22 protein-coding genes, 1 other RNA gene and 2 other annotated features (1 of these 25 only partly in view) are annotated in these 22,746 nt (G+C 46.9%); of the genes, 19 read left to right on the top strand and 4 right to left on the bottom strand.

What is annotated here, in order from left to right; genetic code table 11:
* Positions 1–177: a binding site (T-box leader), on the top strand; it begins 74 nt to the left of the window's first position.
* Positions 178–281: 104 nt separating this feature from the next.
* The 9 genes from C7R73_RS01500 to C7R73_RS01460 all read left to right on the top strand — a co-directional run bounded on the left by C7R73_RS01500 (position 282) and on the right by C7R73_RS01460 (position 6,918).
* A complete protein-coding gene (locus C7R73_RS01500; protein WP_106448798.1) occupies positions 282–1,079 on the top strand; it encodes an amino acid ABC transporter substrate-binding protein in 798 nt (265 codons plus the stop codon).
* 30 nt (positions 1,080–1,109) lie between these two features.
* Positions 1,110–1,910: an amino acid ABC transporter substrate-binding protein gene (locus C7R73_RS01495; RefSeq protein ID WP_106448797.1), complete on the top strand. Its 801-nt coding sequence runs from the start codon at positions 1,110–1,112 to the stop codon at positions 1,908–1,910.
* A 32-nt stretch (positions 1,911–1,942) separates the two neighbouring features.
* Positions 1,943–2,578: an amino acid ABC transporter permease gene (locus C7R73_RS01490; protein ID WP_086941783.1), complete on the top strand. Its 636-nt coding sequence runs from the start codon at positions 1,943–1,945 to the stop codon at positions 2,576–2,578.
* Between the two features lie 15 nt (positions 2,579–2,593).
* Positions 2,594–3,274 (top strand): amino acid ABC transporter ATP-binding protein, encoded by a 681-nt coding sequence (locus C7R73_RS01485; protein ID WP_106448796.1) that lies wholly within the window; start codon positions 2,594–2,596, stop codon positions 3,272–3,274.
* A 191-nt stretch (positions 3,275–3,465) separates the two neighbouring features.
* Positions 3,466–3,539: a sequence feature (ribosomal protein L21 leader region), on the top strand.
* 16 nt (positions 3,540–3,555) lie between these two features.
* Complete coding sequence (gene rplU / locus C7R73_RS01480) at positions 3,556–3,864, top strand: 50S ribosomal protein L21 (protein ID WP_086628296.1); 309 nt, start codon at positions 3,556–3,558, stop codon at positions 3,862–3,864.
* A gap of 14 nt (positions 3,865–3,878) precedes the next feature.
* Complete coding sequence (locus C7R73_RS01475) at positions 3,879–4,214, top strand: ribosomal-processing cysteine protease Prp (protein WP_086985390.1); 336 nt, start codon at positions 3,879–3,881, stop codon at positions 4,212–4,214.
* Positions 4,215–4,248: 34 nt separating this feature from the next.
* A complete protein-coding gene (gene rpmA, locus C7R73_RS01470) occupies positions 4,249–4,533 on the top strand; it encodes a 50S ribosomal protein L27 (protein ID WP_068560128.1) in 285 nt (94 codons plus the stop codon).
* Positions 4,534–4,663: 130 nt separating this feature from the next.
* Complete coding sequence (locus C7R73_RS01465) at positions 4,664–5,677, top strand: class I SAM-dependent methyltransferase (protein ID WP_161525841.1); 1,014 nt, start codon at positions 4,664–4,666, stop codon at positions 5,675–5,677.
* A 50-nt stretch (positions 5,678–5,727) separates the two neighbouring features.
* Complete coding sequence (locus C7R73_RS01460) at positions 5,728–6,918, top strand: acetate/propionate family kinase (RefSeq protein ID WP_106448794.1); 1,191 nt, start codon at positions 5,728–5,730, stop codon at positions 6,916–6,918.
* A 66-nt stretch (positions 6,919–6,984) separates the two neighbouring features.
* Here the strand turns inward: C7R73_RS01460 and C7R73_RS01455 are convergent, their stop codons facing one another.
* The 4 genes from C7R73_RS01455 to C7R73_RS01440 form a co-directional block, all read right to left on the bottom strand.
* Positions 6,985–7,452 (bottom strand): universal stress protein, encoded by a 468-nt coding sequence (locus C7R73_RS01455; RefSeq protein WP_086628292.1) that lies wholly within the window; start codon positions 7,450–7,452, stop codon positions 6,985–6,987.
* 98 nt (positions 7,453–7,550) lie between these two features.
* Positions 7,551–7,853, bottom strand: coding sequence for an Asp23/Gls24 family envelope stress response protein (locus C7R73_RS01450; protein WP_106448793.1), 303 nt, complete (start codon positions 7,851–7,853; stop codon positions 7,551–7,553).
* Between the two features lie 114 nt (positions 7,854–7,967).
* Positions 7,968–8,158, bottom strand: a non-coding RNA gene (gene ssrS / locus C7R73_RS01445) — 6S RNA.
* A gap of 104 nt (positions 8,159–8,262) precedes the next feature.
* Positions 8,263–9,534: a replication-associated recombination protein A gene (locus C7R73_RS01440; protein ID WP_106448792.1), complete on the bottom strand. Its 1,272-nt coding sequence runs from the start codon at positions 9,532–9,534 to the stop codon at positions 8,263–8,265.
* Positions 9,535–9,723: 189 nt separating this feature from the next.
* Here C7R73_RS01440 and gshAB point away from each other — a divergent pair, with 189 nt between their 5' ends.
* The 10 genes from gshAB to recD2 all read left to right on the top strand — a co-directional run bounded on the left by gshAB (position 9,724) and on the right by recD2 (position 22,620).
* The gene (gene gshAB, locus C7R73_RS01435) at positions 9,724–12,015 is read left to right on the top strand and encodes a bifunctional glutamate--cysteine ligase GshA/glutathione synthetase GshB (RefSeq protein ID WP_106448791.1); all 2,292 of its coding nucleotides are present in this window, start codon (positions 9,724–9,726) and stop codon (positions 12,013–12,015) included.
* Between the two features lie 11 nt (positions 12,016–12,026).
* Positions 12,027–13,118 (top strand): hypothetical protein, encoded by a 1,092-nt coding sequence (locus tag C7R73_RS01430; protein WP_106448790.1) that lies wholly within the window; start codon positions 12,027–12,029, stop codon positions 13,116–13,118.
* Positions 13,119–13,148: 30 nt separating this feature from the next.
* A complete protein-coding gene (locus tag C7R73_RS01425) occupies positions 13,149–14,291 on the top strand; it encodes a cysteine desulfurase family protein (RefSeq protein ID WP_239992545.1) in 1,143 nt (380 codons plus the stop codon).
* A gap of 55 nt (positions 14,292–14,346) precedes the next feature.
* Positions 14,347–14,694 (top strand): cysteine desulfurase, encoded by a 348-nt coding sequence (locus tag C7R73_RS01420; protein ID WP_106448788.1) that lies wholly within the window; start codon positions 14,347–14,349, stop codon positions 14,692–14,694.
* A 271-nt stretch (positions 14,695–14,965) separates the two neighbouring features.
* The gene (locus C7R73_RS01415) at positions 14,966–15,742 is read left to right on the top strand and encodes a formate/nitrite transporter family protein (protein WP_086628425.1); all 777 of its coding nucleotides are present in this window, start codon (positions 14,966–14,968) and stop codon (positions 15,740–15,742) included.
* Positions 15,743–16,007: 265 nt separating this feature from the next.
* Positions 16,008–16,583, top strand: coding sequence for a xanthine phosphoribosyltransferase (locus C7R73_RS01410; RefSeq protein ID WP_106448787.1), 576 nt, complete (start codon positions 16,008–16,010; stop codon positions 16,581–16,583).
* Between the two features lie 150 nt (positions 16,584–16,733).
* Positions 16,734–18,026, top strand: coding sequence for an O-acetylhomoserine aminocarboxypropyltransferase/cysteine synthase family protein (locus tag C7R73_RS01405; protein ID WP_106448786.1), 1,293 nt, complete (start codon positions 16,734–16,736; stop codon positions 18,024–18,026).
* A 115-nt stretch (positions 18,027–18,141) separates the two neighbouring features.
* Positions 18,142–18,735, top strand: a complete 594-nt coding sequence (locus tag C7R73_RS01400; RefSeq protein WP_106448785.1) for a TraX family protein — start codon at positions 18,142–18,144, stop codon at positions 18,733–18,735.
* Between the two features lie 137 nt (positions 18,736–18,872).
* The gene (gene mnmA, locus C7R73_RS01395) at positions 18,873–19,997 is read left to right on the top strand and encodes a tRNA 2-thiouridine(34) synthase MnmA (protein ID WP_106448784.1); all 1,125 of its coding nucleotides are present in this window, start codon (positions 18,873–18,875) and stop codon (positions 19,995–19,997) included.
* Between the two features lie 124 nt (positions 19,998–20,121).
* A complete protein-coding gene (gene recD2, locus C7R73_RS01390) occupies positions 20,122–22,620 on the top strand; it encodes an SF1B family DNA helicase RecD2 (protein WP_106448783.1) in 2,499 nt (832 codons plus the stop codon).
* Positions 22,621–22,746 lie beyond the last annotated feature (126 nt).

Below are 22,746 nucleotides of genomic sequence, written 5' to 3'. Positions count from 1 at the left end.
CATTCAGTGAAATCACGTCTCTGAGCAAGAATGCCGAAAAGACAGCATCCGCTGTTCTCAGTAGGTTGACTCGGTTGTGCCCGTTACAGCACTGACGTTTCGAATGGAACGTTATGAGGCGGTTTCTGTGAAGATGCCGCAAAAAAAGGTGGAACCACGACTTCAATCGTCCTTTAACTTTCAGCAGGAAGTTAAAGGGCTTTTTTTATTGGAAACGGATTGATGAGGGGCCACCACAGAATACGGTAATAAAAAGTACACATATATAGGGGGAGAAGAATATGAAAAAATTAGCATTAATGTTGTTGGCATCTACAAGTTTATTGGCTGCATGTGGTGGAGGAACTTCTGAGGATTCTTCAGCAACAGGATCGGAAGATTCAGGAATCAAAGATACATTGGTGATGGGTCTGGACGATACTTTTGCACCGATGGGCTTCAAAGATGAGAGCGGCGAAATTGTCGGCTTCGATGTCGACTTGGCGAAAGAGGTTGCTGAACGCTTGGATGTTGAGATCACTTTCCAACCGATTGATTGGGCAATGAAGGAAACTGAATTGGATTCCGGTAACATCGACATGATCTGGAATGGTTATACCATCACGGATGAGCGCAAAGAGAAAGTGCTTTTCACAGAACCTTATCTGAACAACAGCCAAATCATCGTCACAATGGCAGACAGTGATATCGAGACAAAAGCCGACTTGGCTGGGAAAGTCGTATCGACGCAACAAGGATCTGCAGCTTTCGATGCCATCAACGCCGACGAAACGGGAATTGGCGCTGAGTTTGATGGGGGCGCGGCTATTTTGTATCCTACCTTCAATGACGTGTTCAACGACCTGGAAAGCGGCCGCAGTGATGCAATCGTAGTTGATGAAGTGTTGGGCCGTTACACAATGAAGCAGAAAGGTGAGGAAAAGTATGTCGTTCTTACCGATAATTTTGGCGATGAAGAATATGGTGTGGGTCTCCGCAAGGAAGATGTCGCACTGAAAGAAGCGATTGACGGAGCGCTGAATGACATGCGTGAAGATGGAACGTACGATGAAATCTACACAACTTGGTTCGCTGAATAACATTATTGTTTGTTGAAGGAGGAAAGCCGCATGTTGGATAAGCTAAAAAAAGCTGCCTTGATCGGAACTGGTTTATTGTTGTTGGCTGGATGCAACGTCGGGACTGCTGATGACGCTTCGGACAGCTCGGAAGCTGTTGCCGAGGAAACGCTGATTGTAGGTTTGGATGACACGTTTGCGCCGATGGGATTCCGTGATGACAATAATGAAATCATCGGATTCGATGTCGATCTGGCGAAAGAGGTCGGTGAACGGATCGGAGCCGAAATGGTTTTTCAACCGATTGATTGGGCAATGAAGGAAACCGAATTGGATTCCGGTAACATCGACATGATCTGGAATGGCTATGCCATCACGCCGGAACGGGCCGAAAAAGTCCTCTTGAGCAAACCGTACATCGTGGATGCGCAATCCATCATCGTTTTGAAGGACAGCGACATCCAAACGAAAGCGGACCTGGAAGGGAAGTTGGTTTCGACACAACAATCTTCCAGTTCTGTGGATAAGATTATGGAGGATGCATCAGGGATATTTGAAAAATTGGGCGGGGATCTGGTACTTTATCCTTCCAATAATAATTCCTTCAGCGACCTGGAATCAGGCCGCGTGGATGCCATCGTTGTCGGTGAAGTCTATGGGCGTTATTACATGAAGCAGTCCGGCAAAGACATCTACCGTGTCCTGGAGGATAACTTCGGGGAAGACGAGATGGCGGTTGCCTTCAAAAAGGATAACACTGACTTGCAGGAGCGTGTCGATGCAGCTTTGGCCGACATGAAGGAAGACGGAACCTTCGATGAAATATACGACAAATGGTTCTATAGTGAATAACGAAAATAAAGGGTAAGAAAGAGGTTTATGAAATGGACTTGATACAGACGATACTGCCATCATTGCTTGACGGCTTGAAGATGACGCTTACGTTGTTCTTCATCATAGGGATCTCCAGCATTCCGTTAGGATTTCTGATTGCCGTCATCCGGGTTTACGGACCCAAATGGCTGGGTTTTCTGATCCAGATATATGTCTTCATCATGAGAGGGACGCCATTGCTGTTGCAATTGATGTTTGTTTTCTTCGGATTGCCGCTGATAGGCATTACATTGGATCGTTTTTCGGCAGCAATTTTGGCGTATATGATCAACTACGCCGCCTATTATGCGGAAATCTTCCGTGGAGGTATCACTGCTGTCCCGAAAGGACAGTTCGAGGCCATTTCGGTGTTGGGTATCGGTAAGGTCAGAGGTTTTTTCAAAATCATCATTCCGCAGGTCACCAAGATCGTGTTGCCATCTGTAGGGAATGAAGTGATTGCGCTAGTAAAAGATACATCTTTGGTTTATGTCATCGGCCTCGGGGAGCTGTTGCGCGCAGGGCAGATTGCTGCGAATACGTATGCCTCGTTAGTGCCTTTCTTGGCAGTGGGTATCGTCTATTTATCCGTTACGGCTGTCATTACGGTGCTGCTGAATAAACTTGAATCCAAAGGGAACTTTTAGGGGGGAGCGGCAATCATGTTATTAAATGCGATGAATTTAAAAAAGACTTACCATGACATAACCGTTATCGATGATTTTTCATTCCACATCGATTCCAACGAAATCGTTGTACTTGTGGGACGTTCCGGAACGGGTAAGACAACTTTGATGCGCTTACTCAACAATCTTGAAAAAGCAGACCAAGGCACCATTTCTATCGAGGATGCTGTCTTATGCAAGCAAGGATTGAAGGGCGCAGAATATGCGGACCGCAAGCAAAGGCGTCTCTACCAAAATAAAATCGGCATGGTGTTCCAGGACTACGCGTTGTTCCCGAACCTTTCTGTGCTGGACAATCTGCTTGAGGCGCCGCTTGCGCAAAAATTGGGCAGTCGTGAAGAGTTGACGGCGAAGGCAGCTGGATTATTGGAGCAAATGGGATTGGAAGACAAATTGAATGCGATGCCGTCGACGTTGTCCGGAGGCCAGAAGCAAAGGGTTGCGATCGCCCGGGCGATGATGCTGAATCCGCGCGTGCTTTGTTTTGACGAACCGACTTCTGCGCTCGATCGTGAATCTTCCGACAGCATCGGCAAGCTGATCCAGGAAATTGCAGCAGGAGGAACCGGCATCCTGATCGTTACGCATGATACCGAGTTCGGGCAACAATATGGTACCCGGATCGTATCCTCAAGTGAATTCGTCAAGAACCGTTAAGGATATTGTGAAGACTAGGACATGTCCGCAGAAAATTGGACAGTCCAAACAAGAAACAGGGCAGCTGCCCTGTTTTTTTTACCATTTTTGGTCCTCAGTGAGGTAAATGGCGCCTTATTTGACGAATGTTTTGATTTGGGTTGACTTGAGGCTTGATTTTTGATAAGCTATTAATGTTGTAAATGTGCGCACCACGGCTACAACCGCACGAATGGGAGTCATAAGACCTTAAAGGGCACTTCGTTTGGCGAGTCTAAGTAAAATAAGGAGGTGCAGAGAATATGTACGCAATTATCGTAACAGGTGGTAAACAATTAAAAGTTGAAGTTGGACAAGCGATCTACATTGAAAAATTAGATGCTGAAGCTGGTGATAAAGTAACTTTTGATGAAATCGTATTTGTAGGTGGAGAAGAAACCAAAATTGGCGCTCCATTCGTAACAGGTGCTTCTGTAGAAGGCACTGTTGAAAAACAGGGCAAAGAAAAGAAAGTAACTACTTTCAAATACAAGAGAAGAAAAGATACACACCGCAAGCAAGGTCATCGTCAACCTTATACAAAAGTAATCATTGACGCAATCAAAGCATAAGAGTGTGAATAATCATGATTGAAGTGAAATTTAAAGAAGATGATCATGGCAACCTGCTTTCTTTCGAGATTACGGGACATGCCGGGTATGGGGTAGCAGGTGAAGATATTATCTGTGCCGCTGTTTCTGTACTGGCCATCGAAACTGTGAATAGCGTTGAACGTTTAGCCGGTTACCAGATGCTTGTTGATGAAGCAAATGATGAAGGCGGGTATCTCTATGCAGAAATACTTTCCGAAAGGGAAGCGGAACAGCAATACATTACGCAGATTTTACTGAAGCATCTATTCTATTCACTGGAAGATGTCGCTCAGACATATCCAGATTATGTGACCATAAAAATGCAATAAAAACTGTACTACTTAATAAGGAGGTGCAAACCACATGTTGAAATTGAATCTACAATTGTTCGCCCACAAAAAAGGGGGCGGATCTACTACCAACGGACGTGAGTCCCAATCTAAACGTTTAGGCGCTAAACGTGCAGACGGACAAACAGTAACTGGCGGATCGATTTTGTACCGTCAACGCGGAACAAAAATCCATCCAGGTACTAACGTCGGTATCGGTGGAGATGACACTCTATTTGCAAAAGTTGACGGTGTCGTTCGTTTCGAACGTTTAGGCCGTGACAAAAAACAAGTTTCTGTATACCCTACAGCTAAATAATACTTGTACTTTTGCCGATCAACCAATTACATACACACAAAAAACCTTGCGGGGGCAAATGATTAGTCACTTCCTTCGCAGGTTTTTTTGTTTTTTACAGAACAACAAAAAGTAAGGGACGGTGAACGACTTGAAAGCAACAAATGTTGAGAGTCTTTTCGGTTTAATGGATGAAGCAATCAAATTACTTCAAACGGAAGCTGAACTATCATACATAGAAGCGTTGTCCGAAACGCTGGAAAATCTTTCCTTTGAAGGGAAAGCACAACAAGTGGAAGGTTTGCCCTCAAATGAGGCAATCGAGCGCCTGAACAGCCTCTACAAAAAGATGAATTTGGAAGCATTGGACAAAGAAATCATCCGCAAGAGCATACAACTGACTTTCATCAAAGCTACGAAAGAAGACAAGCTCCAGATGAATCATCAAATGACTCCGGACACGATTGCGTATCTGATCGCTTATTTCATCGGAGAAATAAAAAAAGATAAGACAGAAAAACTGCATGTTTCAGACTTGGCAGCAGGAACAGGGAATCTTCTCAATATCGTTCTGGCGCATTTGGCAAGCAGAGGCAATGAAGTGACTGCGGAAGCAGTTGACAACGATGACCTGTTGATCAGTGTCGCGGCCAACAGCGGATCCTTGATGGGATTGTCCGAAAAAATCCATTATACCCATTCAGACAGCCTGCAGGAACTGTTGATCGAACCCTCGGACATCATGGTGTCGGATTTTCCAATCGGATATTATCCAGTAAACGAGCGTGCAAAAAACTACAAAACAGCTTTTCCGGAAGGAAATTCTTTTGCACATTTCCTAATGTTTGAACAAAATGTGAACTATCTGAAAGAATCCGGTTGGGGGATTTTTATCGTTCCGTCCGACATTTTTGAAACAGATAAAACATCTGTATTAATGGGGTGGTTGAAGGAAAACGTTCATATACAGGCGTTTTTGAGCCTTCCGGAAGATCTGTTCCACAAAAATGGAATGAAAAAATCAATCATTATTGTTCAAAAAAATGGTGAAAAATCGATTCAAGCCGAACAAGTGCTTTTGGGGGAAATTCCAGATCTTAAAAACGCACAAAAGATGCAATCTTTCCTGGATATTTTCCACAATTGGAGCGCAAAGATGATATAATATTTATTAGAGATATAAGAAAAATCAGTCAATTTAAAGGAGAGAAAAAAATGTCAAAAATCATCGCTATCAATGCTGGTAGCTCAAGCTTGAAATTTACATTATACGCTATGCCTGATCAGGAAGTTCTTGCAAACGGAATTATCGAAAGAATCGGTTTGAACGATTCCGTCTTCACAATCAAACACGGAGAAGGCGAAAAATTCCAAGTAACGGAAGATATTGCGAACCATGAGATCGCGGTACATAACTTACTGGATCAATTATTGGCACTAAACATCATTTCAAGCTACGATGAGATCACTGGCGTCGGCCACCGTGTCGTTGCCGGCGGCGAAATCTTCAAAGATTCCGCGCTTGTGGATGATCTTGTCCTGGAACAAATCGAAGAACTGGCTGAATTGGCGCCTTTGCATAACCCAGCGAACGCTACCGGAATCCGTGCGTTCAAAAAATTGTTGCCTGAAATCACAAGTGTTGCTGTATTCGACACCTCTTTCCATACAACAATGCCGAAAGTAAATTACCTTTACAGCATCCCGATGGAGTACTATGAAAAATATGCTGCAAGAAAATACGGCGCACACGGAACCAGCCACAAATACGTAGCTGAACGCGCTGCCGAAATGTTGGGCAGACCGATCGAAGAGTTGAAGATCGTTACATGCCATATCGGTAACGGCGGTTCCATCACTGCTGTCGAAGGCGGAAAATCTATCGACACATCCATGGGCTTCACGCCATTGGCTGGTATCACGATGGGAACTCGTTCAGGAGACATCGATGCATCTTTGATTGCGTATTTGATGGGCAAACTGGGCATCACGGATATCAATGAATTCGTTGACATCCTGAACAAAAAATCAGGTCTGTTGGGACTTTCAGGCGTATCAAGCGACATGCGCGATGTTGAGACAGAAGCTGAAAAAGGCAACGAGCAAGCTCAAATTGCATTGGATATCTTCCACAATCGCATCATAAAATACATCGGACAATACGTTGCAATCATGAACGGTGTGGATGCGATCGTCTTCACTGCCGGCGTCGGAGAAAATTCTGCGCCTACCCGCAAAATCATCATCGATGGCATGTCTTGGTTCGGTTGCGAAATCGACGATGAAAAGAACAATGTCCGCGGCGTTGAAAGAATCATTTCGACTGACGATTCAAAAGTTAAAGTATTGTTGATCCCTACAGATGAAGAGCTGATGATCGCTCGCGACGTCGTACGTTTCAGCTAAAAATATTCAATCTAAATAAAAATTCCGTTATGCCAACTGTTGGCATAACGGAATTTTTTTTCTTACTTATTTTTTTGGTTTTGGTTTATTCTCTAGGTCGGTCCGGACGACCAGCACATCGCAAGGTGCGTTGCGGATGACGTACTCGGATACGGAGCCGATGAACAGTCTTTCGACGGCATTCAGGCCGGTCGCACCGATCATGATCAGATCCACGCCATATTCGGCAGGCAAATCTTTTGCGATGATGGCTTTTGGTGAACCATATTCGATGACGGTATGAACATCGGTTATGCCTTCATTCGTAGCATAGGTTTTGTATTCTTCCATCAACGTTTTGGATTGGCGAACGATTTCATCCGTGAAGCTGCCTTCAAAACCTGTAGGGGTCTGGATGGCTCTTGTATCGATAATATGAGTAATGATGATGGCTGCTTTATTCCGTTTGGCCACTTCCACTGCTTTACGGAAGGATAATTCTGATTCTCTCGATCCGTCAACCGGTATCAAAATTTTCTTATACTCTTGAAACATATTAACCACTCCTCTAAACTAGTATCGCTTACAAGTTTATTTTACTTCACTTTACATAAAAATGAAAGCGCATGCGATTCTTTCCGGGAATTTATTGGTCAGCGGCCCTGATCTTTCATCATGCCGGCCAGCCGGATGCTGAAGAGTGCTGTATACCCTGAAGCTATCAGTACGGCAAATGCATAAAGCAAGGTACTCCTGAAGAAAATCGTCAGCAGGCAGAGAAAACCGATCAACATGTACAGGGCTCCGCCATTACGGAAAAAGAGCCAGATCTGATGGCGTTGCTGTTCGGTGATCCGGTCCGGAGCCAACACGAAGACAGTGGGGCCTTTCAATGTCATGAAAAGTCCGGTCGAAACCAGCAATAATGAAAAAATGGCAATCAACAATTCTACCAAAGTGCGTCCTCCTCAAGGAAATTGCGGGATAATGGCTCAAGAAGTGCTTTCCCGTGCTTTCCAGTCTGCAAAAAAAGCTGCTCAAAGAGCAGCTCCAAAAGTATAAAACTTTATTAGAAATCCGATGGTGCCGGTGAGTTATATTCTACTAGTTTTGAACCCGCATATAAGCAGGTGGGCTCCAATATCCAGTCTCTAACTACCAAATGATAAGGCGTGTTATCCACCGGAATAAACAGGATCCCAAGGTAGTAATAAATTGTTCGGTCAACACATTGAGAATATGTCGAACACCTCAGAAATCTATATACGTATAGTAGCATACTAATCAATCGTTGGCAAGCAAAACACAAGAGTTTCAATCCGGAAACAGTACAGCAGCAACAGGTTAAACGCTGCCAAACAATCTTCAGGAATCTTTATTGAAGCGGTGTTGCAATTGGTTGGCCAAGGCTTGTTCATATTTTCCGGTCGAAGCGGGCTCGTAGTAGCGGCGATCTTTCAGCGAATCCGGCAAATATTGTTGTTTGATCCAGTGATCCGGGAAATCGTGCGGGTATTGATAGCCGATGCCGCGGCCCAACTTATTAGCACCGCTGTAATGAGCATCGCGCAGGCTATCCGGTATGTCGCCGGACTTTCCGGCGCGCACGTCGGCGAGAGCACTGTCCAAGGCCAGATAGGCCGAATTGGATTTCGGCGAAAGGGCCAGATCGACGACAGCGTTGGCCAAGGGAATGCGGGCTTCCGGCAAGCCTAATTTTTCAGCAGCCTGAACGGCCAAAACGGTCCGGGATACTGCCTGCGGATTGCCTAAGCCGATGTCTTCGTAGGCACAGACCATCAAACGTCTGCAGGCAATCAGCAATTCGCCGGCTTCCAGCAGCCTGGCCAGATAATGCATGGCCGCATCGACGTCGCTGCCGCGGATCGATTTTTGGAAGGCTGATATAACATCGTAATGGGCATCGCCGTTCTTATCGTGGACCAAAGCCTTCTTTTGGACACACTCCTCGGCGATGTCCAAGGTGATATGGATGGTGCCATCTGCATCCGGTTTGGTGGATAGGGCAGCCAATTCCAAGGCGTTCAGCGAGCCACGCACGTCGCCCATCGTGCTTCTGGCGAAATGAAGCAAGGCATCTTCGTCGATCACGATCTTTTCTTTCCCCAAACCGCGTTTTTCATCCGCAATGGCCCGTTCCAGCGCCAATATGACATCCTGAGTGGTAAGGGACTTCAATTCGAAAATTTGGGTCCGGCTCCGGATAGCGGGACTGATGCTGATGTATGGATTTTCGGTGGTGGCGCCGATCAGGATGACCTGGCCGCTTTCAAGGTGAGGCAAGAGAAAATCCTGCTTGGGTTTGTCCAACCGATGCACCTCATCCAACAAGAGGATGACCTGGCCGGAAAATTTGGCTTCCTCCACGACTATCTGCAGGTCTTTTTTTGTGTCGGTGGCGGCGTTCAATTGGCGGAAAGCCGAATGCGTCGATCCGGCGATGGCGCTCGCAATGCTGGTTTTGCCGATTCCTGGTGGGCCGTACAGTATCATGGAAGAAAGCATCTTGGCATCGACCATGCGGCGGATGATTTTATTCTCGCCGACCAGATGGCTTTGGCCGATGACTTCGTCGATGTGGACGGGACGCATACGGTATGCTAAAGGTTGTTTCATTGATCTCCGCTCCTTTTTCTCTACCCATTATATGCCATCTGATAAAAAGGAACAAACATTCGCCCGGTTATTTTTTGCGGATTTCTGAAAATTGATTGAAAAGAAAGGCAGGCAACATCTTTACTATTTACAAGCAGAAAAGCTATAATGAATACATTGAAAATTGGAAGCAGAAAGTGAGAGTATATAATGACAGATTTCAAAGAGATTATTTTAACACATAAATTATCGGCATTATTTTCGAAAGCCTCTTTTGGAATCGAAAAAGAAAGCCAACGGATAACGGGTGCAGGCACGATCGCGAAGACAAACCATCCTACAATATTCGGGAATCGCAGTTTCCATCCTTACATCCAGACTGATTTTGCGGAAAGCCAACCGGAATTGATCACACCGCCGATGCAGTCGATAGAGGAAACGCATGAATGGCTGACGGCTATCCATGATGTCGTACTGCGGTCCTTGCCGGAAGATGAATATCTGTTGCCTTGCAGCATCCCGCCGACCATGCCGGCGAGCGAAGAAATTAAAGTAGCCAAGTTGGACAGCGCGGATGATGTGGCGTACCGGGAGTACTTGGTCTCTGTTTACGGGAACAAAAAGCAGATGGTCAGCGGCATCCACTTCAACTTCGAGTTGAATCCTGCCCTCATCAAAGAACTTCATCAGCTTTCCGGGTCTGCGGGGACGCTTAAGGCGTTCCAATCGGATGTCTACTTGAAGATGGCACATAACTTCATCCGTCACCAATGGATCATGACCTATCTTATGGGAGGATCCATATCCGCCGACAGCTCCTACTTCGAAAAAGAAACACAGCACGATTTGCCTCTGGACAGGTACACAAGAAGTATCCGCAGCAGCAAGTACGGATACGTCAATAAAGCGGACGTGCATGTTTCTTTTGAATCGATTGATGCCTACGTGCAGGATATCGAAGAAATGGTGACAACCGGCAAGCTCATTGCCGAAAAAGAATTTTATTCCACTGTCCGCTTCAGAGGGGCCAACAAAGCGCGTGATTTGCTCACGAACGGAATCGCCTATCTTGAATTCAGGCTGTTCGATCTGAACCCGTTTGCTGAGTTCGGCATGCATAAAGAGGATATGTACTTCATCCATTATTTCCTGCTCTATTTATTGTGGATCGAGCAAGATGCCAGCGAAGAAGAGATGAAGATCGGGAAAGAAATGAATTACAGCACTGCTTTGGAGAATCCTTTGCAGCCATCCGCATTCCAAGTTGAAGGGCTGTCCGTCCTGGAAGGGATGCTGCAGATGCTGGAAGCGATCGGCGCAGAAGAGAAAATCAGCGCAATCGTCAAAGAAAAAATCGAAGCATTCCACAATCCTGAGAAAACAGTGGCGGGTCAGATGGTCAAAGCAGTGGACGCGGCAGAGGACAAAACGGCTTGGGCCGCATCTTTGGCCAAAAAATACAAAGAAGCTGCCTGGAAACGTCCGTATGCTTTGAGGGGCTTTGAGGACATGGAACTCTCCACGCAGATCCTGATGTTCGATGCTATCCAAAAAGGTTTGAAGATCAACATGCTTGACCGTTATGACCAATTCATCTCGCTGACCTACAAGAACCATCGCGAATACGTGAAGAACGGCAATATGACGGCAAAGGACAGCTATATCGGCCCGCTCATTATGGAAAACAAAGTCGTCACCAAAAAAATACTGGCGGAGAACGGATTCGCGGTTCCGGATAGCGGAGAATACCATTCTGTGGCTGCAGCTCTGCGCGACTATTCTATCTTTTCCGGGAAAGGCATCGTCGTCAAACCAAAGTCAACGAACTACGGTTTAGGGATTTCCATCTTCAAGAACGGCGCAACATTTGAAAACTACGAAAAAGCGGTACGCATCGCATTTGAAGAGGACGAAGATATATTGGTCGAGGATTTCTTGGCCGGAACCGAATACCGATTCTTTGTCATCGGCAATGAAACAAAAGCTGTATTGCTGCGTGTGCCCGCCAATGTGGTTGGCGATGGCAGCCACACGATCCGTCAATTGGTTGAGGAGAAGAATAAAGACAGCCTCCGCGGGAAAAATCACCGCTCCCCATTGGAACTGATAGCAACCGGTGAGCTCGAAAAATTGACGATCCAAGGCCAAGGGTATACTTTCGACAGTATCCCACCTGAAGGCACGACTGTCCGTCTGCGGGATAATTCAAACATCAGTACCGGCGGCGATTCGATTGATTTTACGGATCAGATGGACGACAGCTACAAGCAATTGGCTGTGCAGATGGCAGCCTCACTGGGGGTTGCTGTCTGTGGAGTGGATATCATCATCCCGGACCATTCAGTCCCGGCCACGAAAGTGGAACCAAACTACGGGGTGATCGAGGCGAACTTCAACCCAGCCATGCTGATCCACATTTATCCGTACCAAGGGAAAAGCCGACGTTTGACGATGGAAATCCTGCGCTTGTTGTTCCCGGAAATGCAGCTGGAGGAAGAGTAGGGGGGAACTTCATGAAAAAGTCATTTCTGAGAATTGCCAGCCATATTACAATTGCCTTCATCATGCTGTACGGATACCTGATTGCGAAGGGATTCAAAAATTGGGGGCAACTGTTGTCGTTTGATCCGATCCTCATTCCCATATTGTTGGTCGGCCTGTTCTTATCCATCTATGTGCACATCTTTCTTCATGAAGCGGGACATTTTCTGTTCGGAAAACTGAGCGGTTATCGGCTGGTCAGTTTCCAAGTCAGACGTTTCAAGTACAGCCAAGCGGATCACAGTCTGCATCATATGCAGGCTGCCTCCCCGTTGCTGGCGGGCCAATGCTTGATGGCGCCGCCGAAAGGGGACTATGCAGAATTGCCTTACCGCGGTTATCTGCTGGGTGGCATTTTGGCAAATGCTTTGACGGGGGCAGCCTTGTACAGCTCGGCTTTTTTGATGGAGCCGAAATTAGGCTCCCTGTTCGTTTTGTTCAGTTTTGTGCCTGTCTGGATGGCTTTAGCGAACCTGCTGCCGAAAGGGCAGAATGATGGAGCCGTGCTGAGGGAAGTGAGCCGATCTTTGCCCGCGCGCAAGCTCCTGTTTCAGCAATTGAAAATGGCGCGGCTTATCGAAGGCAAAGTCCCTTTTTCGGACATACCGGACGCTTATTTCGAAGGCTTAAAAGAGGCTCAGTATCAAAAAACCTTTCTGGTTGACTACTTCTACATGGTCGCGTATGTCCGCGCTTTGGGGGAACTGGAATTTGAAGAAGCCGATAGCCTGCTGCAGACTTTTTCAGCCAGTCGCCCAGTCAAAGAGTCGGTCTATTGGCCCATTTATGTGATGGAATCTTTATTTTGCGATGCGCTGTTCGGTCGGCTCACTGATGCAGAGGGAAAATACATCCAAATACAAGCTCATCCATTATTGAAAAGATACTGGTACGCAAACAACAGAATAAGAGCGGCCTATGCGTTTTTCTGTCTTGTCGATATTGAAGCAACGAAGAAATTATTGGGACAGGGTCCGGTAACTGCCCAGGATTCCTCGAAGGAAATGGAAATCAGCATCGAGCTGCGCCTGTACCGTTGGCTGAACAGTTATTTTGAACACTAGAAAGACTTGCGACAGAAAGAAGGTAACAAATTGATTTATTTCGACCATGCCGCTACGACCCCGGTGCGACCTGAAGTTGTGGCGGTCATTCAGCAATCGCTTATCGAAGATTACGGGAATCCTTCCAGCACCTATGCTCTGGGAAGACGAACAAGACAGCATATCGACGAGTCACGCAGGATTTTTGCGGCTTCCATCCAAGCAGACCCGGCTGACATCATCATCACAAGCTGCGGCTCCGAATCCAACAATACAGCGATCATACCGACTGCGTTGGCTCTGAAGGAAAAGGGCAAACACCTGATCACTTCGGCAGCGGAACACCATGCAGTCCTGCATCCGATGCATTATCTGGAAACGTTAGGCTTTGAGGTGACCTATCTGCCGGTGGACGCTGCCGGAAAAGTAACCTTGCAGTCCGTGAAGGATGCGATTCGCGAAGATACAATCCTTGTCTCATTGATGTATGCCAACAACGAGGTGGGAAGCATCAATCCGATCGCTGAAATCGGTGCATTTTTGGCCGAGCAGAACATCCTTTTCCATACCGATGCCGTTCAGGCATATGGCAGCGAGGCAATTGATGTCGGGCAACAGCACATTGACCTCCTGTCCGTTTCCGCGCATAAAATCAATGGGCCCAAAGGCATCGGATTTTTATACCGCAAAAATAGCCTGCATCTGCCTAATTTCATCCATGGCGGCAGCCAAGAGAACGACCACCGCGGCGGTACGGAAAATACGCCCTACATCAGGGGGTTTGCTGAGGCAGTCACTCTGATGGAAGCAGAACGCAAAGAAAGCAACCGCAAGAAGCGTGAGCTGGGCGATTATTTACTGAGCGGACTTGAAAAGAGCGGCATCCCATTCGAATGCAACGGCGTATATCCTGAAGGGTTACCGCACATCTTGAACATCTGGCTGCCCGGCATGCGCTCCGATAAAATGCTGATCCAGTGCGATCTCAAAGGGATCATGCTGGCGGCCGGCTCCGCCTGTACAGCCGGCAGTCTTGAACCGAGTCACGTATTGGCAGCGATGTACGGTAAGGGGAATCCACGCGCAACCGAATCCTTGCGCATTTCTTTCGGACCGGATAACACTACCGATGAAGCCGACACACTGATCGCATTGCTGGAAAGCATCCACAATAAGCAATACAAGAACGGCTGAACGAAAGAAAAAAAGTATGTTATGATAGAGAAAACGTTATCTTGGAGGACTGCATATGGCATTCGAAAAAAATGTATCTTTAAAAGGATCCGGAAAAACCTTTCGATTGAATGAAGAGGTAAAACGCTATACTTTGCGCGACAATGGTTTTGAAGAAACCAAAAACGGCAATTTCCAAATGGTCCGCGATTTGGACAGCAGCGTGCTGCATAAACAAGGGATCAAAGTGAAAATTGTCGTCGCTGCCGATCTGAAAACATTGAAAGTTTCCACAACGACGAGCAACGGATTGCAGACAGTGGATGTCTACGGCAAGGCAACCATGTCAGCTGCGAAAGAGCAGTTGGAATACATTTTGGACAGCCTGGTAGAAAACGGCGTCCTGGCTGAAGTTTCGGAGTGAGCCAAACTTATTTACGATATCTGAAAACAACGGACCGGTACTGTGAGAGTTAATCTTACGGCCGGTCTTTTTTGCATTAAATTGAAAAACGTAACTTGCTTAGATGCATGTGCACCAAAAAAACACGATGCACACTATAAGTACATTAATATAATTATATAAACCGTTATTTTTTTCATTCCAATTCCTATGAAATATGATATACTTATTCAGAATCGCACAAACAATTCGGGAGATGAAGAAAGTGGAACAAAAATATCAAGGCGCAGCCATGACTACAGTTGATAAAAGCGCCCTCAAGAAGTCACATTTATTTGAGACTTCACAAGTAAAATATTTCATCAGATGTATGCTTGCCGGTATGTTTTTGACGTTGGGTACATCAATCGCCGTTATGGTCGCTGAAAAAGCAGAACATATGCTGCCCGGTAGCGGGAAATTTTTCTACTCATTCATGTTTGCATGGTCTTTGGTAATGATCAATTACATGAACACAGAATTGGGTACATCCAATATGATGTACATGACAGCAGCCATTTACCGCAAGGTGCTGGCACCAAAAAGAGCTTTAGCAATTTTATTCGCTTGTATCCTATTCAACCTTATCGGCGGCACAATCGCTTCATTCGTCATGTCATTCACGAACATTTTCCAAGATTTACCGGCTGAGCACTTCCTTTTCCATGCAGTTGAAGGCAAGTTGCTCAAAACACCTATCCAGATGGTAGCCGAAGGTATTTTCGCAAACGTCATCGTAAATACGACTGTATTTGTGAGCGCGCATATGAAGGATGACGCCGGCAAGCTTTTCTCGACCATTTTCATCATCTTCATCTTTGCATTTTTAGGCTTTGAGCACGTAATCGCCAACTTCTCGTCCTTCAGCCTTGCGTTTTTCGCATTCGGCGGCGCTTTGCCAGGGATGACGGTCGGCAGCGTTCTGACGAACTGGTTCTTCGCTATGATCGGCAATTACATCGGCGGCGGACTGATCATCGGTTTGCTATACGCATGGATGAACAAAGATTCCGAAGTATACGTAGACTAAGCTTCACAACTGAAAACGAGAAGGGTCCGGTAGCCGGATCCTTCTCGTTTTTTCTTCTACGGATAAAAAACTGTCCGAATGAAGATTTGTTCGTTTTTCCGGGTGGATGCTTGCCCCAATCGGCGATAACGCTTACGGACGGTTGACAAAAGCGAAGATTATCTGTATTGTTTTACTGTTATTTGTTAACGGAAATAAGTCATGCTAGCCGATTGTAGCAAGCGGCTGATAGATAGAACGAAATGTGACCAAGGAGGATTTTTTTATGAAATTGCTGGAGGAACGCATACTGAAGGACGGCATCGTTTTGGGGGACAACGTGTTGAAGGTGGACAATTTCTTGAACCATCAGATCGATCCGGTATTGATGCAACAATTGGGGGATGAATTTGCAAGGTATTTTGCTGCCAAAAAAATCACCAAAATATTGACGGTGGAGACATCCGGCATCGTGCCCGCAGTATTCACAGGTTTGGCATTGGGAGTGAAAGTTGTTTTTGCAAGAAAACAAAAGAGTTTGACGATGAAAGATAATCTTTATTCGGCCACCGTGTACTCTTTCACAAAAGATGTCACCAACGAAATTACAATTTCCAAACAATATCTTGACGAGAACGATACTGTCCTCATCATCGACGACTTTTTGGCGAACGGACAAGCCACCAACGGCTTGATGGAGATCTGCAAGCAGGCTGGAGCGGAGATCGCGGGTGTCGGTATCGTCATCGAGAAATCCTTCCAAAAAGGCAGAAAAATTCTGGAAGAGCAAGGCATGGATGTCTATTCATTGGCGCGCATCAAGGCTTTTGAAAACGGTACGGTACAGTTCATCGAAGAATAGCAAGTCCGGAAGACAGACACGCTCTGTCTTTTTTTGTTCCTCAGGATCTTTCAATTTCGCCTCAACATCTCCACAAAGCCTTTTGGAATTGTGGTAAAATGTTAAATATATATGAGATTATGAGCGTTATCTTAATGAGGAGGGTCAATGATGAGAATTGAAACACAATGTTTACACGAAGGGTATCACCCAGGGAACGGTGAGCCAAGTGCGCTTCCGATTTACCAAAGCACCACGTACAGATATGACTCGACGGAGCATATCGGTAAATTATTCGACTTGACGGCTGCCGGACACATGTATTCGCGCATCTCCAATCCTACTGTTGCGGCCGTGGAAGAGAAAATTGCAGCGATGGAGGGTGGCGCAGGGGCTTTGTGCACAACTTCCGGACAGGCAGCCACCATGATCAGTTTGATGAACATCCTGAAGGAAGGCGATCATTTCATCAGCACCGCCTCCATTTATGGCGGAACCATCAATCTGTTTGCCGTGACTTTGAAGCGATTCGGAATCGAATGCACATTTGTCGATCAAGAACTGCCTAAGGAAGAAATCCAAAAAATGTTCAAACCGAACACGAAAGCTGTATTCGGCGAAACCATCGCAAACCCCGCTTTGTCCGTTCTGGACATCGAAAAATGGGCAGCGATTGCTCACAACAACAACGTGCCTTTGATAGTGGACAACACGTTCCCGACGCCGTACCTTTGCCGACCGTTCGAGTTTGGAGCAGACATCGTGGTCCATTCCACCTCTAAATACATGGATGGCCATGCTGTGCAGATGGGCGGGGTCATTGTCGACAGCGGCAATTTTGACTGGAAGAACGGCAATTTCCCAGAATTCACCGAACCGGATGAATCCTATCACGGCATCGTCTATACGGAAAGCTTCGAGAACGCTGCATACATCACTAAAGCACGGGTACAGATGATGAGGGACATGGGGGCATACCCAAGCGCCAATGCTGCCTTCTTGTTGAATCTGGGGCTTGAAACACTGCCTGTGAGGATGGACAGACATTGCAGCAATGCCTTGAAAGTCGCTGAATATTTCAAACAATCCGAAAAAGTCGAATTTGTGAATTATCCTGGCTTAGAAGGAGACAAGTACCACGAATTGGCAAATAAATATCTGCCGCTCGGAACGTGCGGCGTCATTTCGCTTTCGATCGAAGGAAGCAGAGAAAATGCCATCAAATTCATGGACAGCCTGAAGTTGGCGTCCAATGAAGTCCATGTGGCCGACATCCGGACTTGTGTGCTCCACCCGGCAAGTTCGACCCACAGACAGCTTACCGATGAACAATTGGCGGCAGCAGGCATCACACCAGGCCTGATACGCTTTTCGGTAGGGCTTGAAAACGTTGAAGACATCATCGAAGATATCGAGCAAGCTTTGGCACACCTGAATCTGGATGCTAAGCCTTATACAGTCTGATCGAAAGTTTCCCTGAAAATGAAGCAGAAATCCTTCCAAGGTTTTCTGCTTTGTTTTCTTTATTGCAAAAGTTTTTTGGCAATCCATACAATTCAAGAAGATCGGAAGTGACGGAATGGCGTACAACAACAAAACGGCACTCATCAAATGGATTGCGATCCTCACCATGACGATCGACCATATCGGCTATTATCTGTTTCCCTCACTGCTTTTTCTGCGTGTTGTCGGACGCATCGCTTTCCCTTGTTTTTTGTATACCACCGTGAAAGGGGTAAGGGAAACGCGTGATTTTCGCAAGTATCTGCTGCGACTGGTCCTTACCGGGCTGATCAGCATGCCGATAACCGCCCAAACAGGGAATGTATTCAATATCCTGTTCACCTTGGCACTTTTTGCCTTATCGATCAAAGACTACCGTTTCATCTTGCCGGCAATTTTTCTGGTCAAGTTTACGGAATACGGCTTGTATGGCTTGTTGATGGGGTGGACAATCTATGTGCTGTCGGAAAAACATGTCGCAGCGGGAATTGCCCTGTTTTTGTTGGTGAATGCTTTGCAATTCCCCTCGTTGCAGGCACTCGCTGCAGTGGCGCTCATTCCCATGCTTCTGCCGGTTGATTTCCAGATCAGACCGCTGCCGAAATGGGCCGGTTATGCCTATTATCCTATCCATCAAGTTATCCTGATGCTTATCGCCAGGCTGATGTGACGGTCGGGCTGTATGCGGACAGGCAAGAAAGCTTGAAATATGCGCCGGGATGGTGTAAACTGTTTTTTTGTATCGGGTTTAACTTATATATTGTAAGAAGTGATAAAATACACAAATCAAGTAAGGGTGTGATAGGCATGCAAGACAATTCAAAAATACGCGTGGTGGTCGGAATGAGCGGGGGCGTTGATTCTTCTGTCACAGCGTTGCTTTTGAAGGAACAAGGCTACGACGTCATCGGCATTTTCATGAAGAATTGGGATGATACGGATGAATTCGGATTCTGTACGGCAACCGAAGATTACAAGGATGTGCAAGCCGTTGCGCAGCAAATCGGTATTCCCTATTATTCCGTCAATTTCGAAAAGGAATACTGGGATAAGGTCTTCCAATATTTTCTGGACGAATATAAGAAGGGCCGGACGCCGAATCCGGATGTCATGTGCAATAAAGAAATCAAATTCAAGGCTTTCTTGGATTATGCGATGGAACTGGGGGCGGATTATGTCGCAACCGGGCACTATGCGCAAGTCGTCCGTGACGAAGATGGCACCGCTCATCTGCTCAGAGGCGTGGATGACAACAAGGACCAAACCTATTTCCTGAATCAGCTTTCCCAAGAGCAACTTTCCAAAACGATGTTTCCGCTGGGCGGAATCAAAAAGCCGGAAGTGCGCCGCATCGCTGAAGAAGCGGGTTTGGCGACAGCCAAGAAAAAAGATTCGACAGGCATCTGTTTCATCGGTGAGAAGAACTTCAAAGAATTCTTGACGAACTTTCTGCCGGCGATCCCGGGCAAAATGGTCACTTTGAGCGGCGATGTGATGGGTGAGCATGCCGGATTGATGTACTATACGATCGGGCAAAGAAAAGGATTGGGAATAGGCGGCGGCGGGGAATCCGATGATCCTTGGTTCGTAATCGGCAAGGACCTGACTACCAACACACTCTACGTGGGCCAAGGCTACCATCACGAGAACCTGTATGCCGACAGTCTGGATGCGACCGATATCCATTTCACCTCCGAAGGCAAGAAACCATCCGTCTTCACCTGCACGGCTAAATTCCGTTATCGCCAACAAGATACTGCGGTCACTGTCTACCTGAACGAAGACCAAACGACCGCCCGTGTGGAATTTGCGGAACCGGTCCGCGCCATCACACCAGGCCAAGCAGTCGTATTTTATGACGGCATGGAGTGTCTGGGTGGGGGAACAATCGACAAGGCTTATCAAGCCGAACGTACCCTGCAGTACATCTAAACAATAAGCGAGAGGCCGGTTTTTTTCTCCGGCCTCTCTTTAATTTGGTCGGGAATTGTGGTATCGTTCTTAAGGAATCTTGTAACAAGTCTGTATAGTCAAAAAAAGGGAGGGGATCATCCGGATGGATACAGAACAAGGCTATATCGTTGGAGAAATCAAAGCGATTTTCTTTGAAAACGCGAGTAATTTCTACAAAGTCATGCTGATTTCAGTCAGTGAATCGAATCTCCCGCAAAAGCATGATGAAATTGTCGTCACGGGAAGCTTCGGGCAGATAACCGAAGATACAGCCTACCGTTTTTTTGGTGAGGTCGTGGAGCATCCAAGATACGGGGTCCAATTCCAAGCCAATTCCTATCAACAGGAAAAACCAACCTCCAAGAATGGGTTGATTGCATTCTTGTCAGGGGAACGGTTCCCGGGCATCGGTAAACGGACTGCTGAAAAAATCGTCGAGACTTTTGGCGAGGAAGCGGTCGACGTCATCCTTGATGACCCGGAGGCGCTGAAAAATATCAGCGGTATGACACCCAAAAAAAGGGAAATGATGCGCGATGTCCTGATGCAGACGCAAGGGACCGAGAAGATCCTGATTGCATTGGGGAATTATGGTTTCTCCAATAATCAAGCAGCGAATATCTTCCATTTTTACCGCACCGAAACGCTGACTGTCCTTAACGAAAATCCTTACCGACTGCTCGAGGACATCGAAGGCATCGGCTTCAAGAAGGCCGATCAATTGGCGGAGGAGTTGAATTTCGCTCCGGATCACACTAGCCGGCTGAAGGGTGGCTTGTTTGCGACGTTGCAGGAACTTTGCCTCTCGAACGGGGATACATATGTCGACGGGACAGTCTTGCTTGAGCGGACGATCCACTTGCTTGAGCAAAGCCGCCGCTTCATCATCGAGGATGCGCCCGTCATTGAGGCGCTGATGGAGATGGTGATGGACATGAAAGTGGTCGAGGATCACAGCCGTTTTGCCATCCCATCCCTTTATTTCGCAGAAGAGGGCATCGCATCATCGATCGATAGGCTTCTGAAACGAAAGACGAAAATTGCTTACCCGGGAGTGGATTTGGATCTGGAAATCGAACATCTGCAATCAAACTTGCAGATCCGCTACGGTGCCTCCCAAATTGAAGCGATAAAAGCAGCTTTGCTATCACCGTTCTTCATCCTGACCGGGGGACCCGGTACCGGCAAAACGACCGTTCTGAAAGGGATCGTGCGCATGTTCTCCGAATTGAACGACCTGCCGGAAGACCCTCACGATTACAAAGACGGACTTTTCCCGATATTGCTAGCCGCTCCGACCGGACGTGCCGCAAAACGGATGCAGGAAACGACAGGCCTGCCCGGCAGCACGATTCATCGCTTGCTGGGTTTGACGGGCCAGGAAAAGGAATCCGAGGAGCTTTATACGCAAGAGCTGGAGGGCAAGCTGTTGATCATCGACGAAGTTTCGATGGTGGATACGTGGTTGATGCACAGGCTTCTGAAGTCCGTGCCACAGGGAATGCAAGTGCTGTTTGTGGGGGATAAGGACCAATTGCCGTCGGTCGGGCCGGGCCAAGTGTTGTTCGATCTTCTGAACTGCAAATCATTGCCGCAGGTCGAGCTGAATGAGATATTCAGGCAATCCGGCGATTCATCGATCATCCCGTTAGCGCACGAAATCAAGAACGGCATCCTCCCCCGCGATTTCCGGAACAATCAAGCGGACCGGTCGTTTCTGCCTTGCCAAACGCACCAGATCGAGCCGGTAATCCGGCAAGTCGTCGAAAAGGCGAAGTCAAAAGGTTTCACCGCGAAGGATATCCAGATTCTGGCCCCTATGTACAAAGGCGCTGCCGGCATTGATGCCATCAATACGATGATGCAGGAGATTTTCAATCCGAAAGGGAACAAGAAAAGACGGGAAGTCGCTTTTTTTGATGTCGTCTATCGGGTAGGCGACAAGGTGCTTCAGTTGGTGAATCAACCGGAAAACAATGTCTTCAACGGGGACATGGGTGAAATCACTGCCATCCAATTCGCCAAGGAAACGGAGGAGAAAGTCGACCAGATCACAATCCTGTTCGATACAGTCGAGGTCACCTACAATCGGAATAATTGGAACAAGTTCGTGCTGGCTTACTGTTGCTCCATCCATAAATCGCAGGGCAGCGAATTTACGATGGTCATTCTGCCGATGGTGAAACAGTACGGACGGATGTTGCGCCGTAATCTGCTTTACACAGCCATCACCAGAAGCAAAAGCAAATTGATTTTGTGCGGCGATTACGAAGCTTTCGAAACGGCTGTCGTAAGCACCGGCGACATCCGGAAAACGATGCTGCACGAGAAACTGGAACGAAACCTGAACAATGACAAGGTCTTCACTGCGGAAGAGCCCGCCGAAAGCAAGGCAACGAAGGCGCCCGGCGCCGGGAATGAAACTGTTGTATCGATCACCGAAACAACTGCAGAATCCGCAACCCAAAAGCCAGAAAACAAAGAGTCTCCAAAATTAATACCCGTCTACCATTTGACTATCGGACAGATTTCCGATGGGAGCATCGATCCGATGATCGGCATGGAAAATATAACGCCGGAAACGTTCATGAATGAAAAATAATCCGGGAGAAGTCCGCAGACAATGAAGAATTTGTCTGCGGACTTTTCTGCTGCCAGAAAATCAATCAACGCAGAATGCTTCGATCAAGGTCGCATCCGAAGTCGGTCGATTCGCGAAAGAAATAAG

Source organism: Trichococcus alkaliphilus (genome assembly GCF_003008695.1).
Lineage (GTDB): Bacteria > Bacillota > Bacilli > Lactobacillales > Aerococcaceae > Trichococcus > Trichococcus alkaliphilus.
This window is presented reverse-complemented; position numbering and strand designations above follow the sequence as displayed.

Excerpts from the sequence above, each read along its gene's own strand:
- gshAB (WP_106448791.1), top strand. The coding sequence starts at position 9,724 with ATGACAGATTTCAAAGAGATTATTTTAACACATAAATTATCGGCATTA.
- C7R73_RS01400 (WP_106448785.1), top strand. The coding sequence starts at position 18,142 with ATGGCGTACAACAACAAAACGGCACTCATCAAATGGATTGCGATCCTC.
- C7R73_RS01455 (WP_086628292.1), bottom strand. The coding sequence starts at position 7,452 with ATGTTTCAAGAGTATAAGAAAATTTTGATACCGGTTGACGGATCGAGA.
- C7R73_RS01420 (WP_106448788.1), top strand. The coding sequence starts at position 14,347 with ATGGCATTCGAAAAAAATGTATCTTTAAAAGGATCCGGAAAAACCTTT.
- C7R73_RS01460 (WP_106448794.1), top strand. The coding sequence starts at position 5,728 with ATGTCAAAAATCATCGCTATCAATGCTGGTAGCTCAAGCTTGAAATTT.
- mnmA (WP_106448784.1), top strand. The coding sequence starts at position 18,873 with ATGCAAGACAATTCAAAAATACGCGTGGTGGTCGGAATGAGCGGGGGC.
- recD2 (WP_106448783.1), top strand. The coding sequence starts at position 20,122 with ATGGATACAGAACAAGGCTATATCGTTGGAGAAATCAAAGCGATTTTC.
- rplU (WP_086628296.1), top strand. The coding sequence starts at position 3,556 with ATGTACGCAATTATCGTAACAGGTGGTAAACAATTAAAAGTTGAAGTT.
- C7R73_RS01500 (WP_106448798.1), top strand. The coding sequence starts at position 282 with ATGAAAAAATTAGCATTAATGTTGTTGGCATCTACAAGTTTATTGGCT.
- C7R73_RS01415 (WP_086628425.1), top strand. The coding sequence starts at position 14,966 with ATGACTACAGTTGATAAAAGCGCCCTCAAGAAGTCACATTTATTTGAG.
- C7R73_RS01430 (WP_106448790.1), top strand. The coding sequence starts at position 12,027 with ATGAAAAAGTCATTTCTGAGAATTGCCAGCCATATTACAATTGCCTTC.
- C7R73_RS01475 (WP_086985390.1), top strand. The coding sequence starts at position 3,879 with ATGATTGAAGTGAAATTTAAAGAAGATGATCATGGCAACCTGCTTTCT.
- C7R73_RS01495 (WP_106448797.1), top strand. The coding sequence starts at position 1,110 with ATGTTGGATAAGCTAAAAAAAGCTGCCTTGATCGGAACTGGTTTATTG.
- C7R73_RS01440 (WP_106448792.1), bottom strand. The coding sequence starts at position 9,534 with ATGAAACAACCTTTAGCATACCGTATGCGTCCCGTCCACATCGACGAA.
- C7R73_RS01410 (WP_106448787.1), top strand. The coding sequence starts at position 16,008 with ATGAAATTGCTGGAGGAACGCATACTGAAGGACGGCATCGTTTTGGGG.
- rpmA (WP_068560128.1), top strand. The coding sequence starts at position 4,249 with ATGTTGAAATTGAATCTACAATTGTTCGCCCACAAAAAAGGGGGCGGA.
- C7R73_RS01490 (WP_086941783.1), top strand. The coding sequence starts at position 1,943 with ATGGACTTGATACAGACGATACTGCCATCATTGCTTGACGGCTTGAAG.
- C7R73_RS01405 (WP_106448786.1), top strand. The coding sequence starts at position 16,734 with ATGAGAATTGAAACACAATGTTTACACGAAGGGTATCACCCAGGGAAC.
- C7R73_RS01485 (WP_106448796.1), top strand. The coding sequence starts at position 2,594 with ATGTTATTAAATGCGATGAATTTAAAAAAGACTTACCATGACATAACC.